The sequence below is a fragment of the Coprococcus sp. TF11-13 genome (assembly GCF_003481085.1).
GTDB lineage: Bacteria > Bacillota > Clostridia > Lachnospirales > Lachnospiraceae > Coprococcus > Coprococcus aceti.
On sequence record NZ_QUKK01000002.1, the window covers coordinates 205,087 to 219,516 of the forward strand.

The following is a 14,430-nucleotide window of genomic DNA, read 5'->3' on the forward strand; positions in this document are numbered from 1 at the left end:
AGTGATGAAGGTCGTTAATGTGAAGAATGTGGCGATAGGAGAGGGAATGACTAAGATCTGTGTACCTCTGGTAGCTCCGACGGATTATGATGTGGACTATCAGTTGAGGATCATAGCGAAGTCGGAACCAGACATGGTGGAATTCAGAGCGGATATGTACGAGAAGTGCTTTGACAGAGAGGCACTTATGAAGACTCTGGCGAAGATCCATGATAAGCTGGGGCAGTTCCCTATTATATTTACATTCCGAACAAAGGGCGAGGGTGGCTGCATGGAGGCAACACTCAGCCAGTATCACGACCTTCTTATTGACGCTATAGACAGTGGATATATAGACATCGTGGATATAGAATATTTCTCCGACATGGAGATTGTGGATGAAGTCATAGCGGAGGCTCATTCCAAGGGCGTGTATGTCATAGTGTCTAATCATGATTTCAAGACTACTATACCTATGGAACAGATAGTTGACAGATTTAAGTCCATCATATTCACAGGTGCAGATATAGCCAAGATAGCCATGATGCCTGAGGAGGGATCGCAGGTCGTAGATATGATGCAGGCTGCAAAGGAACTGCAGGATAGAGGAAATCAGACGCCTCTCATAGTTATATCCATGGGCGAGCTCGGCGTGGAGACGAGAACCACAGGCGAGATGTATGGCAATACAGTATCATTTGCCACGGCGGGAATACCTTCCGCTCCGGGACAGATATCTGTGGATGCACTGAGAAGCCAGCTCACTATGATACATCACATCATAGCTGGCAAATAATATTAAATATATGATCTTATTATTCTGGAAGTCACGGATGAATGCCGTGGCTTCCATTTTTTTAGTGTTGTGTGGCTTGTTTCGAAGATATATGGTATTATGACATAAATGTTCCGGGGCCTTGTATGGCAGACGGCGGCTAAGGAGATAAGAATATATGGAAGAAAAGATACACAAGAGGAGAGTTCGCTACAGTGGAACTCATCCGAAGAGGTTTGAGGAGAAATATAAGGAGCATGATCCTGAGAAATATGCCGATACGATAGAGAAGGTTATAAGCAAGGGCAGTACTCCGGCGGGAATGCACATATCAATATGTGTAAATGAGATACTGGATTTTCTTCAGATACAGCCGGGACAGCAGGGGCTTGATGCGACACTGGGCTATGGTGGTCACACAAGGCGTATGCTGGAGAAGCTTCAGGGAAAAGGTCATATGTATGCACTGGATGTTGATCCTATAGAGATAGTGAAGACGAAGAAGAGGCTGGAGGATGCCGGCTACGGGGAGGATATACTCACGATAAAGCAGACAAATTTCAGGAATATCGACCAGGTGGCAGAGGAGGCCGGGGGATTTGATTTTATCCTTGCGGATCTCGGAGTGTCTTCCATGCAGATAGACAATCCAGACAGGGGATTCACATACAAGTTTGATGGACCACTTGATCTGAGGCTTGATCCGGAGAAGGGTGAGTCGGCGGCGGAGCGTCTACGAGAGGTTTCGTATGAGGAACTCGTTGGGATGTTCCAGGAGAACTCGGACGAGCCTTATGCGGAGGAGATCGCCACGGTCATCATGAAGAGAAACCGAACTAAGAATTATGTGGAGACCACCACGCAGATGAAGGATGCAATCGAGGAGGCATTGGCATTTGTGCCGGAGAAGGACAGAAAAGAGGCTGTAAAGAAATCCTGTCAGAGGTGTTTTCAGGCTCTGCGAATAGATGTGAACAGTGAGTTTGAGGTTTTGTATGATTTCCTTGACAAGCTGCCGGATGCGCTCAGACCTGGTGGAAAAGTGGCGATACTGACATTCCATTCAGGTGAGGACAGACTGGTAAAGAGAGCGTTCAAGGCGGGAGCGAAGGCTGGTGTTTACAGCGAAGTCAGCAAGGATGTCATCAGACCGTCAGCGGAGGAGTGCGCCCGCAATCCGAGAGCAAGATCGACGAAGATGAGATGGGCTGTAAAAGCAGAATAAAGGACACAGAAAGGCGACATCGTCTGTATATCATGTTAATATGATGACAGGGGATGTCGCCTTTTGGACATATTTTTCAGATGTATTGTGGCTGACTATTTCACAGGAGTTGAGACAAGTGAGATGAATGTGAGCTGCGCCTGTGATGGCATACAGGCAGAGGAAATGCTCTATGAGGATCAGTATGATCTTTTTTCGGTGGAGATAAGCCCCCGGTAAATGCGTAACAGGCATACGGAGGATAGTAAAAATGTCCGTGATAATTTAGACAGAGCATTTATAAAAATTATAATAAAAATTTCATATATAATAAAAAATATTCATATTTTTTTGATGTAATAGGTATGATATACTTCAAAATGTAGTGATAACTTGCATATATAAAAAGAAACCATCGTAAGGATAATTTTAAGAGAGGTATCAATATGGGAGATTATAAGGCAGCAGAGAATAGATATAAGAATGTTGAAGGTACAGGATTTTACAGACATTGCGGAAAGAGCGGTCTCATGATGCCGCCTCTGGCACTTGGTCTCTGGCACAACTTTGGAACAAATGACGATTATGAGAATATGAAGAAGATGTGCTTTACCGCATTTGACAACGGAATAACACATTTTGATATAGCAAACAACTATGGCCCGGTGTACGGAAGTGCGGAGGAAAACTTTGGAAAGATACTCAGAGAGGAACTGGGTGCGTACAGGGATGAGCTGATAATCAGCACGAAGGCCGGATTCGATATGTGGGAAGGCCCTTACGGCAACTGGGGCAGCAGAAAATATCTAATAGCAAGTCTTGACCAGAGCCTTAAAAGACTTGGCATCCCATATGTGGATATATTCTATCATCACAGAATGGATCCGAACACTCCACTCGAGGAGACCATGGGAGCATTGGCGCAGATAGTGAAGAGTGGAAAGGCACTTTATGTCGGACTCTCCAACTATGACGGACCTACCATGGCAAAGGCGGAGCGCATACTTGATGAGCTTCATGTGCCATTTGTGATAAATCAGAACAGATACAGCATACTGGACAGATCTGTCGAGAACAATGGGCTTTTGAAGCAGACATACGCATCAGGCAAGGGACTCATATGCTTCTCGCCTCTGGCACAGGGAATGCTGACAGACAGATATCTGAAGGACATGCCGGCGGACAGCAGGGCTGTGAAGGACGGAAGATTCCTTCATGAGGATCAGGTGCTTGAAACTAGACCTCTCCTCAACCAGTTAAATGAGATCGCAGCCGGATATGATATGAAGCTCTCAGAGCTGGCAATAGCATGGCTGCTGAACAAGCCGGAGGTCACAACAGTGCTTATCGGTGCTTCAAAGCCTGAGCAGATCATCAGCAATCTCAAGGCTGCTGAAAAGCAGGCACATACAGTCATGACCGATGACGAATTACAGAAGATCGAGGATGCCGTTGCAGCATTTGGAAGATCATAAAATAGGCAAAACTTTCTTTTCATACATCCTCGCAGGAGAAGCCGGATAGAGCTTCTCCTGTTTTTTATATCTGTGCAGACGCTGGGAGAAGTCTGTGCTGTTACAAATACATAAAAGTATGGTATTATATCACACAGAATCTATGTTACGGAGAAAACTGGTGAAGGAATATATAAATGAAGCACTTGAAAAATATATAGAGAAGGGTACATACCCGTGGCACATGCCTGGGCACAAGAGACAGCCGATAGAAGCCGTCCAAAATGTTGATAACATTTCAAAATCCCGGGAAAACTTCTGGAACGGGGTGTATGCACATGATTTCACTGAGGCTAAAGATCTTGACGACATGCATGAGCCGGAGATGTTCATAGCGGACAGTATTGCCGAGATGAAGAAGGTGTATGGAACATTTGCAACATATATGCTGGTGAACGGTTCCACATCCGGACTTATGACAGCTATACACGCCACCTGTTACAGGGGAGACGTGATACTTGCGGCAAGGAACTGCCACAAGGCGGTGTACAACGCCATCTGCATGCTTGAGCTTGAGCCTGAATACATAGTGCCGGATTATGTTGATATGAGATGGCGCTGTGGCGTGAATCAGAATGGAGAACAGACGATAACAGATGGGATGACGGATGCCAGCGGCGAAAGCAATCGCGGGACTCGGGAAAAGATGGCTGCCAGCAGCGAAGTCAATCATGAAACAGAGGAAAAGGCGGCTGTCAATGGTGAAGATGATCGTGAAGTGTCAGAGAGGACGGACATATTGGGTGATATATCTCCGGATAAGGTAGAGCGTGCGATCAACATGTTGATAACGGATGGCAGAAAGCCAAGAGCGGTGATCATCACATCGCCGACATATGAGGGTGTCATATCTGATATAAGGACCATAGCCGGGATAGTACACAGGTATGGAATATATCTCATTGTGGACGAGGCACAGGGAGCACATCTGAACTTCATGGAAGGACATGAGACCGCCATGCAGCAGGGCGCGGATATTGTCATCGAGAGCCTGCACAAGACCATGCCTGCACTTACCCAGACATCGCTCCTTCATGTGATGAATCCGAAACTTGATGAGAGAGTCAGGAGATATCTGCAGATATTCCAGACATCATCACCTTCGTATATATTTATGCAGAGCATGGAGAAGGCAGTTGCATTTGGCGCAAATAACAGAGATGAATTTGCCAGGTATGGGCGGAGGCTTGAGGCATTTGCCGGGAAATGTGATGGGCTCAGAAATATACGGCTGTTCAGACCTGATGCTTCCTCAGTGAAAAATGATGAGATCTGTAATGCATGTAAAGTGTTCGACCATGATGAGGGCAGGCTGGTATTTGTCGTGAGACCGGGAACTGTAGACGAGTCGGGACAGAAATTTACAGGGGTTATGCTTGCTGAAATTCTGGCGGACAGGTATGGGTTGATTGTTGAGATGGCATCGGTGAGTTATGTCATTTGTATATCATCTGTTGTGGACAGTGCAGACAGTTATGATATACTATTTAATGCGGTGGCTGAGATAGACGGGAACCTTGGCTATGAGCCGGATAAAACAGACCGGCAGGAGCTGGATATCATATCCGGCAGAAGGTCAGCTATGCCGCCGGGAACCGCGTGGGACAGACTTGCGGAGAACGTGCCGATTGAGGGTGCGGCTGGAAAGGTGTCGGGGGCATTTGTATATGCATATCCACCGGGAATACCGGTGCTGGCGCCGGGAGAGGTTGTTGACCGGCAGGCAGTGAACGGAATAAAGTCCATGATAGACAGCGGACTTAATGTGGCAGGAGTCAATGACGGTTATATCAAAGTGCTGTGCGGAGAATGATATGTAGCATTATGATCCGGAAGTTTTGAGAATGATCACAATATAAATATGAAAGGTGTACATGTGCAGGGACTGCATATGGCAGGGTTAGGATATGCGAGGAATATTTATAACAATAGAAGGACCGGATGGAGCCGGCAAGACAACACAGAGAGAACTTCTCAAAGAGTATCTTGAGAAAAAAGGTTACGATGTGCTGATAACGAGAGATCCGGGCGGAAATCCCATAAGTGAGGCGATCCGTGAGGTTATATTGAACAAGGATTTTACAGAGATGGGATATATGACTGAGCTGCTTCTGTATGCTTCGGCGAGAGCCCAGCTTGTGAAAGAGAATATTAAGCCTGCACTGGATGCCGGACAGGCGGTGATCGCGGACAGATTTGTGGACTCATCCGCTGTGTATCAGGGAATCGGAAGAGGACTCGGAGTTGACACGGTGTATAAGGTAAATGAATTTGCACTTCAGGGAATCATGCCGGATATGACATTCCTCATGGATCTTGACGCCCAGGAGGGAATATCCAGAAAGAAGAACCAGGCTGAACTTGACAGAATGGAGAATGAAAAAATGGAGTTCCATCAGAAGGTCGTGGATGGATACCGCATGCTTGCGGATATGCACACTGAGAGAATAGTGAAGATAGACGCTACTTTACCTATTGATGAGATTCATGGTATAATAGTAGGGTATGTAGAGAAGAAACTTAATCTTTAATATATTTTGATTTTGGAGAAGGTCAGAATAGACATACAGAAACAATTAATTGTAAGGGGGTTGGTATATATGATAGATTTCACAGACATAATCGGACATGAGGACATAATACGCCACTTCAAGAGCAGCATTGAGCTGGGTAAGATATCCCAGGGCTACATCATCAATGGCGAGACAGGAAGTGGAAAAAAGACCCTTACCAGGGCGTTGGTCAAGACTCTCCAGTGTGAGGAGGGCGGTACAGAGCCATGTAATCATTGTAAGTCATGTCTTCAGTGTGAGACGGGAAATCAGCCTGATATCGTGTGGGTGACCCACGACAAGCCAAATGTGATCTCGGTTGAAGAGATACGTGATCAGGTGAATTCTGATATTGATATCAAGCCTTATAGCAGCAGATATAAGATATATGTTATAGAGGATGCACAGCTTCTGAATGTGAATGCACAGAACGCTTTGTTAAAGACGATCGAGGAAGCTCCGTCCTATGCAATAATCATACTGCTCACCAACAATCTTGATAAGATGCTTCAGACTATACAGTCCAGATGTATAGTGCTGAATGTGAAGCCTGTCAGAGAACATGATATACTTGATTATCTCATGAACGAGCTCAAGCTGGACAAGCAGAAGGCTGACTTCTGTATGGATTTTGCCCAGGGCAATCTGGGAAAGGCCATCAGGCTTGCAACTAGTGATGAGTACAAGGAGATCAAGGAAAATGTGGTGAGGTTCATGAGACATATAAGTGATATGTCGGTTGATGACATGATATTTGCCATTAAGAATATGGAGCTGTACAAGCTCAAGGTAAGTGACTACATCGATCTGATGATGATGTGGTACAGGGACATTCTTATGCTCAAGGTGTCCAATAACCCGGGCCGGTTGATGTTCAAGGAGTATTATTCTGATATAAGAAAGCAGTCCTCACACATCAGCTATGAGGGTATAGAAAAGGTACTCAAGTCTATGGACAAGGCCAAGGTCAGACTTGAGGCGAATGTCAGCTTTGACATTGTCATGGAGCTTATGCTCCTAACCATGAAGGAGAATTGTTAATGAAAGAGATTATAGGAGTTCGTTTCAGACCAAACGGTAAGATATATTATTTTGATCCACAGAACTTTGAGGTCGAGGCCGGCAGTTTTGTCATTGTCGAGACCGCAAGGGGTGTGGAGTACGGCAAAGTGGTTCTGGGAAGACGAGAGGTAGAAGAGGGCAAGATAACGGCGTCACTCAAGCCGATCATAAGAATTGCCACAGAGGATGACACCAGAAGATACGAGGATAACAAGAAGAAGAGCAAGAGAGCATTTGGCATATGTCTTGAGAAGATCGCAAAGCATAAGCTGGACATGAAGCTCATCGAGGCTGAGTATACATTTGACAACAATAAGGTGCTGTTCTACTTTACAGCAGACAGGAGAATCGATTTCCGAGAGCTGGTAAAGGATCTGGCATCTGTGTTCAAGACAAGAATAGAGCTCAGACAGATCGGTGTCCGCGATGAGACCAAGATGGTTGGCGGAATCGGCATATGTGGAAGGGAGCTCTGCTGTAACAAGCATTTGTCGGAGTTCGTTCCAGTATCAATCAAGATGGCAAAGGAGCAGAACCTGTCACTGAATCCTACTAAGATATCCGGTGTGTGCGGAAGACTTATGTGCTGTCTGAAGCATGAGCAGGACACTTACGAGTATCTGAATGAGAAGCTTCCGAATGTAGGAGATTTCGTCAGGACCATAGATGGCAACAAGGGCGAGGTCATGTCAGTGAACGTTCTCCGGCAGAAGGTTAAGATCGTGGTGACAGACAAGGATGACAACAAGGAAGTTATGGAGTATCCTGTGGCTGAACTCAAGTTCAAGCCTAAGAGAAGAAAGAATTCAGAGAGACTCAGCGCTGAGGAGTACAAGGCACTTGAGGCATTGGAGGACAAGGGTGGAAAGTCCAAATTTGACGACTAGACCGGAAGTGGTTATAAAATCCTGTGAGAGGATAGATGACCTGCAGTGCAAGGGTTATCAGATCATACAGAACAGCGGAATGTTCTGCTTTGGGATGGATGCTGTGCTGCTGGCAAACTATGTGAGATTTAAGCGCGGTGGCAGATATCTGGATCTCGGAACGGGAACAGGTATCATACCTATACTTCTTGCTGCAAAGGAGTATGGGGATGAAGCTCTTACCAGAGATGAGAGACTTGCTGGTTTGAATGCCGATGATTATAGATCCTCACATGATTGTATTGCCGTAGATGGAGTTACTAATTCGGATGCAGGGGTGAATCAGCAGCCTGGCGGTAAAATGGCAGATGGAGCACGGTTTATAGGCATAGAGCTTCAGCCTGCATGTGCGGACATGGCGGCAAGGAGCGTGAGCCTCAATGGGCTTGACGGTTTAGTGCGAATAGATAACGGAGATATAAAGGAGGTCTCTTGTAACTACAAGAAGGCCTCCTTTGACATAGTGACCTCAAATCCGCCATACATAAAGGGCAGTCACGGTCTGGAGAATCCGGATGCTCCGAAGAACATAGCGAGACATGAGGTGCATGTGACGTTGGATCAGGTGGTGGCAGCGGCAGAGCATGCCCTTAAACCCGGCGGAAGTTTTTATATGATACATAAGCCGTTCAGGCTGGCTGAGATATTTGAATGCCTGCATGAGCACAGGCTTGAGCCAAAGAGGATGCAGCTTGTACATCCATACATAGATAAGGAGCCGAACATGGTCTTAGTGGAGGCCGTTAAGGGTGGCAACTCCATGATCAAGATTGATCCGCCTATGATAGTCTACAAAGCTCCGGGAGTGTACACGGAGCAGCTGCTTGCGACGTATGAAGGCACGGCAAAGCGGTAACAGGCAACGGCTGCAGCATGAAAGTGAAAAATGTTGTAAACACCCTAATGTACATATTACAGATAGTGAGGTTTATATATGGCAGGCAAATTATATCTGGTGGCGACACCCATAGGAAATCTTGAGGATATGACATATAGAGCCGTCAGGGTTCTTTCCGAGGTGGATGTGATAGCGGCGGAGGATACGAGGAACAGTATCAAGCTGCTCAATCATTTCGAGATCAAGACTCCCATGACGAGTTATCATGAATACAATAAATACGACAAGGCGAAGGTTCTCGTTGAGAAGATGCAGCAGGGACAAAGCGTTGCAGTTATCACTGATGCCGGAACTCCGGGTATATCTGATCCCGGGGAGGAGCTTGTGAGACAGGCTCTTGCCGCAGGGCTTGAGGTTACACCGGTGCCGGGGGCGTGTGCATGTATATCGGCGCTCATCAGCTCAGGACTTTCGACCAGAAGATTTGCATTTGAGGCGTTTCTGCCGTATGACAAGAAGGATAGAACAAGAGTGCTTGAGGAGATGAAGCGAGAGACGAGGACTATGGTGATGTATGAGGCTCCACACAAGCTGAAGAAGACTTTGGCGGAACTCATGGAGGCTCTCGGTGACAGGCATATAACACTTGCCAGAGAGATCACCAAGAAACATGAAACCATAGAGCCTATGATGCTCTCTCAGGCGATAGCTCGTTACGAGGGGGAAGATCCGAGAGGAGAATTCGTCATAGTGATAGAAGGGCTTGATGTGAAGAAGCTTGAGGAAGAGAAGAAGAGCTCGTTCGAGGCTATGTCCGTGGAGAAACATGTCCAGACGTACGTTGATCAGGGTATGTCCAAGAAGGATGCGATCAAGCAGGCAGCTGTAGACCGCGGAGTCCCTAAGAGGGATGTGTATAATGCGGTGATGAAATAGAAAACGGAGGTAGATTGGTGTCAGGTGCGGATAAACAAAAGTTTATCTGTACCTGACACTTAAGAGAATGGATAAAGGATCGACATCCAGCTCGAAGGAAGAGTAGGTTGAACAGAAAAGATGGGGGCTTTTTTGCTTTTTAAAAGTCCCCTTTATTTCAGATTTATCCCCACCTTTAAAACCCAAGGTGTGCAATAAATGTTCCAATAGCATAACCTGTGCCATATATCATAAGTGCGATCAGGCCTATAATCATTATCCTTCTTACCAATATCTGGATTTGGGTTCCGTGATTCATCCAATTCTTGAAATCATTTCCGTTCGTTTTCATAAGCAGCCTCCTAATAAATTTTGTAATTAAAAGGTAGCATTTATGGCACAAACAGACCATAAATATATGGTTGCACTTGTGTAAACTTGTGGTTGCAGCACGCTATTTCAGGTCATTTTGTCAGATATCCGATGAATTTTCCTAATTCGTAGCCACCGAGATATATTACACTTACAATGAGTGCGACTAATGAGCAGATAATCAAGATATACAGCAACATAAATAATGTCTTTTGATTTGGGGATAAATTGGACAGAAAATTATTCCATACTAGCAGGATGTTTTTTGTTTTGTATTTATCATTTGAATTTTTGTCCGCATCGTCTGCAGTTACTTTTTCTTCATTATTTTCTTTTTTAATTCCTCTCATCAGATAATCTAATGAGACATCAAAATAATCACTCATAAACAGCAGCCTTGTCATCTCAGGATATGCCTTATCATTTTCCCATTTGGAAATCGATTGCCGGGACACATCTAAAACCTCCGCAAGCTCTTCCTGGGATAGATTATTTTTATTTCGCAATTCATACAATCGTTCTCCAAAAGTCATACATTCTCCTCCGTGGCGATGCCAATCAGATATCCACATTTATATACACCCTCGGAACCCTCACCGATATGTTGCACACGATCACATCCACATTCGTATCAAGCATATTTGCCATGTCCTCGATGGACATGCCCTCACCGAGAAGGGTTACAGTGTCGCCGCGCTGTACATCCGGGATGTCTGTGACGTCCGCCATGCACTGATCCATACATACGCGTCCGATGATCGGTGCCTCATGACCATTTATGATGACCTTACCCTTGTTGGACAGGTAACGGCTGTATCCGTCTGCAAATCCTACCGGAAGTGTGGCGATCTTTGTAGGTCTTTCAGTGACAAAAGTTCCGCCGTATCCAATCTCAGATCCGGCAGGAACCTCCTTCACCATGGCAACGTATGTGTACCAGCTGAGGATCTCCTGAAGACCTGAATTCTTCCAGTCAAAATCATCAGAAGGAGTGAGACCATAGAGGATATCACCGCATCTGACTGCGTCGAGCTGTGCCTCAGGCAGCATCAGTATGGCAGGGCTGTTGGCTACGTGGTGTTTTGGTATGACAACCCCCATCTTCTCAAGTTCATTTACGGCGTGGAGATATAGGTCAAGCTGCTTTCTTGCACTTGTGTGATCCCCCTCATCTGCCCTTGCAAAATGTGTAAATATACCTGTTACGTTCAGGTCGTCCATCTCGCAGATCTTCTTTATAGTGTCAAATGATTCCTGACATACCGGGAATCCTATTCGGTTCATACCGGTGTTCAGCTTTATCTGGACATTCTGTTTCTTGCCGGCTCTTCTTGCAGCGGCAGCCATGTTCTCAGCACCCTCCATTGAAAAGACAGTGAGATCAAGGTCGTACTTTGCGGCCTCATCCAGCATGTCATCTGCTGTATCGCCAAGGATAAGGATAGACTCTGTTGCCCCCGCGTCCCTGAGCATCTTTCCCTCTTCCCAGATGGCAACGGCGTAGCTGTCTATGCCACATTCCTTGAGTGTCGGGTAAAGTCCTGCAATGCCGTGGCGGTATCCATCGCCCTTCATGACTGCGATAAATTCAACACCCGGTTTCAGTCTTGATTTTATGTTGGCAATATTGCTCCTGAGCTTTGCCAGATCTATAACGGCAGCAGTTCTGCCGGCAAATGGTCGGTTGTTCATGGTTATTCTCCTTCTATAAAAATTCAAGAAACATTGTATCACATATGCATGTTAAAAAGAAGAGCATGAATTTGAAGGGGCAGCACCACTTTATAACAGTAAAGTGGTGCTGCCCCGAATATTTGTTGTCATTGAAAGCCGTGGAGGTTATAATATCGAAATATAAGAGAATTTATAAATGACTTGGAAGGTAGTATTGTTATGAGAAAAGAATATGTTATGGGTAACGGGGCCATAGCCCTCGGTGCACTTGCGGCGGGTCTGAACCTTGTTGCCGGATACCCGGGCACTCCATCCTCAGAGATACTTGAGACAGTAGCAAAATACCCGCACGACGGAGTCCATGTGGAGTGGTCGGTAAATGAGAAAGCGGCTATGGAGGTTGCCGCCAGTGCATCATACAGTGGAGCGAGAACGCTTGTGACCATGAAACAGGTGGGTCTAAACGTGGCATCGGATCCGCTTATGTCACTGGCATATGTTGGAATAAAAGGCGGAATGGTCATCGTGTCAGCGGACGATCCGGGCCCTATATCATCACAGACAGAGCAGGATACGAGGATGTTTGCAGACTTCTGCAGGATCCCGGTATTTGACCCGTCGACTCCTGAGGAGGCATATCAGATGATACAGGATGCATTTGACTACTCGGAGAAATACAAGACACCGGTTCTGTTCAGACCGACAACAAGAGTGTGTCATGCATACGCATCCATAGAGGTAAAAGACGAGTGGAAGGCAAAGGAATATGAGGGATTTGTAAAGGATTCAAAGAAATGGGTCATCTTCCCGAGATTGTCATTTGCCAACCATGCCATGATAGAGAAGAGAAATGTAGAGATCGGGGATGACTTTGGCGACTACTCCATGAACACGGTGGAGGGAAGCGGCAGCAAGGCGGTATTCGCATCGGGAATCAGCTACTGCTATGCAAAAGAGACACTTAAGAATGTGCCTGATGTGAAGCTGATCCGTATAGCGACCCCACATCCTTTCCCGGAGCAGTTTGTGAAGAATGCGCTGGACGGAGTGACGGAGGTCATGTGTCTTGAGGAGCTCAGCCCATACATAGAGAATCAGATATTACGCCTTGCGGGCAAATATCATATGGATATAAATGTCAGAGGAAAGCAGACCGGTGATGTGCCGACAAGCGGAGAGCTCAGCACAAACAAGGCTGCAGACATCCTGTGCGATTTTCTGGGACTTGAGAAGACTTCCCAGGTGGATGTGTCAGATGCACCGGCACTTCCTGTAAGGCCGCCTGTGCTGTGTGCGGGATGCCCTCACAGAGCGTCATTCTATGCGGTAAAGAAGGCGATGGCCGGCAGAAAGAGTTATTTCTGCGGAGATATCGGATGCTATACACTTGGAAATGCCATGCCGCTTGACATGGTGGATACCTGTCTGTGCATGGGAGCCGGAATCACTATGGCGCAGGGCTTCCACTGGGTGGATGAAGATGGCGTGTGCTTTGCATTTGTGGGAGATTCCACATTCTTCGCGTCTGGTATGACCGGCGTGGTAAATGCAGTGTACAATGATGCAAATATGATCCTGTGTGTGCTGGACAATTCGACCACAGCCATGACGGGACACCAGCCACATCCGGGAACAGGACGCAACATGATGGGTCAGTTCGTGGACAAGGTGAGTATACAGAAGGTTCTTGAAGGAATCGGAGTGAAGAAGATAGTCACTGTTGATCCGCTTGATCTTGAGGCGAGCGTGGCAGCAGTCAAGGAGTGCGCGGATATCAGAGGTGTCAAAGCGATCATTTTCAAGTCGCCATGTATAGCCATCACCAAGCCGTCTGGCAAGATGGAGATATCCGAAAAGTGTATACAGTGTAAGAAATGTATCAGAGAGATAGGCTGCCCTGCGATAATCCTGAAGGATGGTAAGGTGGCGATAGATGAAAGCCTGTGTACGGGATGCGGTCTTTGTTCACAGATCTGTCCGGTGGGGGCGATAGGAGGTGCTTGCAATGAATAAAGATATTCTGGTCTGCGGAGTAGGCGGACAGGGAACGGTTCTTGCGTCCAAGCTCATCGCATCGGCTTATATGGCAAAGGGCGAGACGGTACATTCGGCGGAGACCATAGGAATGGCGCAGAGAGGCGGAAGTGTCACGAGCCATGTGAGGATCGGTGAGGCGTATTCGCCACTCATAGCCCAGGGCGGTGCTGACATTATACTTGCGTTTGAGCCTGCAGAGGCGGTGCGCAATCTGGCTTATCTGAAAAAGGGAGGAATCGTCATCACCAACAACGTCCCGGTGAAACCGGCGACTGACTCGCTCATGAATTCAGGCTACGAGGCACAGCCGATGCTTGACTACCTGAAGGACAAATGCGATTGCATAGTCATGGATGGCGCGGCGATAAGCCGTGAATTTGGTTCGGCAAAGTTCTACAACATAGCACTCCTCGGGGTTGCAGCAGCCAGCGGCAGACTGGGACTTGACGAGGCGGATATCATATCAGCCATTGAGAATGGAGTGAATCCGAAGTTTGTAGAGGTGAACAAGAAAGTATTTGAATATGCGATGAAGATGTAGTTGGCGATGGGCTGACAAAAGGGAAAAGGAGAGTAAAAATT

General features: G+C 46.6%; 15 protein-coding genes. 12 read left to right on the forward strand and 3 right to left on the reverse strand.

Features of this window, described 5'->3' with window-relative positions; translation table 11 throughout:
• Nucleotides 1–4: 4 nt before the first annotated feature.
• From aroD to rsmI, 10 genes are all read left to right on the forward strand, one after another.
• Nucleotides 5–775 (forward strand): type I 3-dehydroquinate dehydratase, encoded by a 771-nt coding sequence (aroD, locus tag DXD11_RS05500; RefSeq protein ID WP_117549836.1) that lies wholly within the window; start codon nucleotides 5–7, stop codon nucleotides 773–775.
• Nucleotides 776–932: 157 nt separating this feature from the next.
• Nucleotides 933–1,979, forward strand: coding sequence for a 16S rRNA (cytosine(1402)-N(4))-methyltransferase RsmH (rsmH, locus tag DXD11_RS05505; protein ID WP_118757939.1), 1,047 nt, complete (start codon nucleotides 933–935; stop codon nucleotides 1,977–1,979).
• Between the two features lie 63 nt (nucleotides 1,980–2,042).
• Nucleotides 2,043–2,198, forward strand: a complete 156-nt coding sequence (locus DXD11_RS14185) for a hypothetical protein (RefSeq protein WP_158579421.1) — start codon at nucleotides 2,043–2,045, stop codon at nucleotides 2,196–2,198.
• A 206-nt stretch (nucleotides 2,199–2,404) separates the two neighbouring features.
• Nucleotides 2,405–3,433, forward strand: coding sequence for an aldo/keto reductase (locus DXD11_RS05510; RefSeq protein ID WP_118649488.1), 1,029 nt, complete (start codon nucleotides 2,405–2,407; stop codon nucleotides 3,431–3,433).
• Nucleotides 3,434–3,593: 160 nt separating this feature from the next.
• Nucleotides 3,594–5,285, forward strand: a complete 1,692-nt coding sequence (locus tag DXD11_RS05515) for an aminotransferase class I/II-fold pyridoxal phosphate-dependent enzyme (RefSeq protein WP_158579422.1) — start codon at nucleotides 3,594–3,596, stop codon at nucleotides 5,283–5,285.
• Nucleotides 5,286–5,379: 94 nt separating this feature from the next.
• Complete coding sequence (gene tmk, locus DXD11_RS05520) at nucleotides 5,380–6,003, forward strand: dTMP kinase (RefSeq protein ID WP_015534370.1); 624 nt, start codon at nucleotides 5,380–5,382, stop codon at nucleotides 6,001–6,003.
• Nucleotides 6,004–6,072: 69 nt separating this feature from the next.
• A complete protein-coding gene (locus tag DXD11_RS05525; RefSeq protein ID WP_118757941.1) occupies nucleotides 6,073–7,065 on the forward strand; it encodes a DNA polymerase III subunit in 993 nt (330 codons plus the stop codon).
• A complete protein-coding gene (locus DXD11_RS05530) occupies nucleotides 7,065–7,973 on the forward strand; it encodes a PSP1 domain-containing protein (RefSeq protein ID WP_015534368.1) in 909 nt (302 codons plus the stop codon). The genes DXD11_RS05525 and DXD11_RS05530 overlap by 1 nt, the downstream gene beginning before the upstream one ends.
• Nucleotides 7,948–8,868 carry a tRNA1(Val) (adenine(37)-N6)-methyltransferase gene (locus DXD11_RS05535; protein ID WP_118757942.1) on the forward strand — a complete coding sequence of 307 codons (921 nt, stop codon included), beginning with the start codon at nucleotides 7,948–7,950 and terminating at the stop codon, nucleotides 8,866–8,868. Before DXD11_RS05530 ends, DXD11_RS05535 begins: the two co-directional genes overlap by 26 nt.
• Nucleotides 8,869–8,946: 78 nt before the next feature.
• Nucleotides 8,947–9,786: a 16S rRNA (cytidine(1402)-2'-O)-methyltransferase gene (gene rsmI / locus DXD11_RS05540; protein WP_118757943.1), complete on the forward strand. Its 840-nt coding sequence runs from the start codon at nucleotides 8,947–8,949 to the stop codon at nucleotides 9,784–9,786.
• Nucleotides 9,787–9,961: 175 nt separating this feature from the next.
• Here rsmI and DXD11_RS14190 read toward each other — a convergent pair whose 3' ends face one another.
• From DXD11_RS14190 to alr, 3 genes are all read right to left on the reverse strand, one after another.
• Complete coding sequence (locus tag DXD11_RS14190; protein WP_158576528.1) at nucleotides 9,962–10,117, reverse strand: hypothetical protein; 156 nt, start codon at nucleotides 10,115–10,117, stop codon at nucleotides 9,962–9,964.
• Nucleotides 10,118–10,229: 112 nt separating this feature from the next.
• Nucleotides 10,230–10,670, reverse strand: a complete 441-nt coding sequence (locus tag DXD11_RS05545; protein ID WP_158579423.1) for a helix-turn-helix domain-containing protein — start codon at nucleotides 10,668–10,670, stop codon at nucleotides 10,230–10,232.
• A gap of 25 nt (nucleotides 10,671–10,695) precedes the next feature.
• Entirely contained in the window at nucleotides 10,696–11,829 is a 1,134-nt protein-coding gene (alr, locus tag DXD11_RS05550) for an alanine racemase (protein WP_118757945.1), read from the reverse strand.
• Between the two features lie 201 nt (nucleotides 11,830–12,030).
• On the opposite strand from alr, the gene iorA reads away from it, so the two are divergent.
• A complete protein-coding gene (gene iorA, locus DXD11_RS05555; RefSeq protein ID WP_199688728.1) occupies nucleotides 12,031–13,824 on the forward strand; it encodes an indolepyruvate ferredoxin oxidoreductase subunit alpha in 1,794 nt (597 codons plus the stop codon).
• On the forward strand, nucleotides 13,817–14,389 hold the full coding sequence (locus tag DXD11_RS05560) for an indolepyruvate oxidoreductase subunit beta (protein ID WP_055222410.1): 573 nt from the start codon (nucleotides 13,817–13,819) through the stop codon (nucleotides 14,387–14,389). The genes iorA and DXD11_RS05560 overlap by 8 nt, the downstream gene beginning before the upstream one ends.
• Nucleotides 14,390–14,430: the final 41 nt, after the last annotated feature.

Coding starts and splice junctions, on each gene's coding strand:
- DXD11_RS05525 (WP_118757941.1), top strand. CDS start 6,073: ATGATAGATTTCACAGACATAATCGGACATGAGGACATAATACGCCAC.
- DXD11_RS05545 (WP_158579423.1), bottom strand. CDS start 10,670: ATGACTTTTGGAGAACGATTGTATGAATTGCGAAATAAAAATAATCTA.
- tmk (WP_015534370.1), top strand. CDS start 5,380: ATGCGAGGAATATTTATAACAATAGAAGGACCGGATGGAGCCGGCAAG.
- rsmH (WP_118757939.1), top strand. CDS start 933: ATGGAAGAAAAGATACACAAGAGGAGAGTTCGCTACAGTGGAACTCAT.
- iorA (WP_199688728.1), top strand. CDS start 12,031: ATGAGAAAAGAATATGTTATGGGTAACGGGGCCATAGCCCTCGGTGCA.
- alr (WP_118757945.1), bottom strand. CDS start 11,829: ATGAACAACCGACCATTTGCCGGCAGAACTGCTGCCGTTATAGATCTG.
- aroD (WP_117549836.1), top strand. CDS start 5: ATGAAGGTCGTTAATGTGAAGAATGTGGCGATAGGAGAGGGAATGACT.
- rsmI (WP_118757943.1), top strand. CDS start 8,947: ATGGCAGGCAAATTATATCTGGTGGCGACACCCATAGGAAATCTTGAG.
- DXD11_RS05530 (WP_015534368.1), top strand. CDS start 7,065: ATGAAAGAGATTATAGGAGTTCGTTTCAGACCAAACGGTAAGATATAT.
- DXD11_RS05560 (WP_055222410.1), top strand. CDS start 13,817: ATGAATAAAGATATTCTGGTCTGCGGAGTAGGCGGACAGGGAACGGTT.
- DXD11_RS05510 (WP_118649488.1), top strand. CDS start 2,405: ATGGGAGATTATAAGGCAGCAGAGAATAGATATAAGAATGTTGAAGGT.
- DXD11_RS14190 (WP_158576528.1), bottom strand. CDS start 10,117: ATGAAAACGAACGGAAATGATTTCAAGAATTGGATGAATCACGGAACC.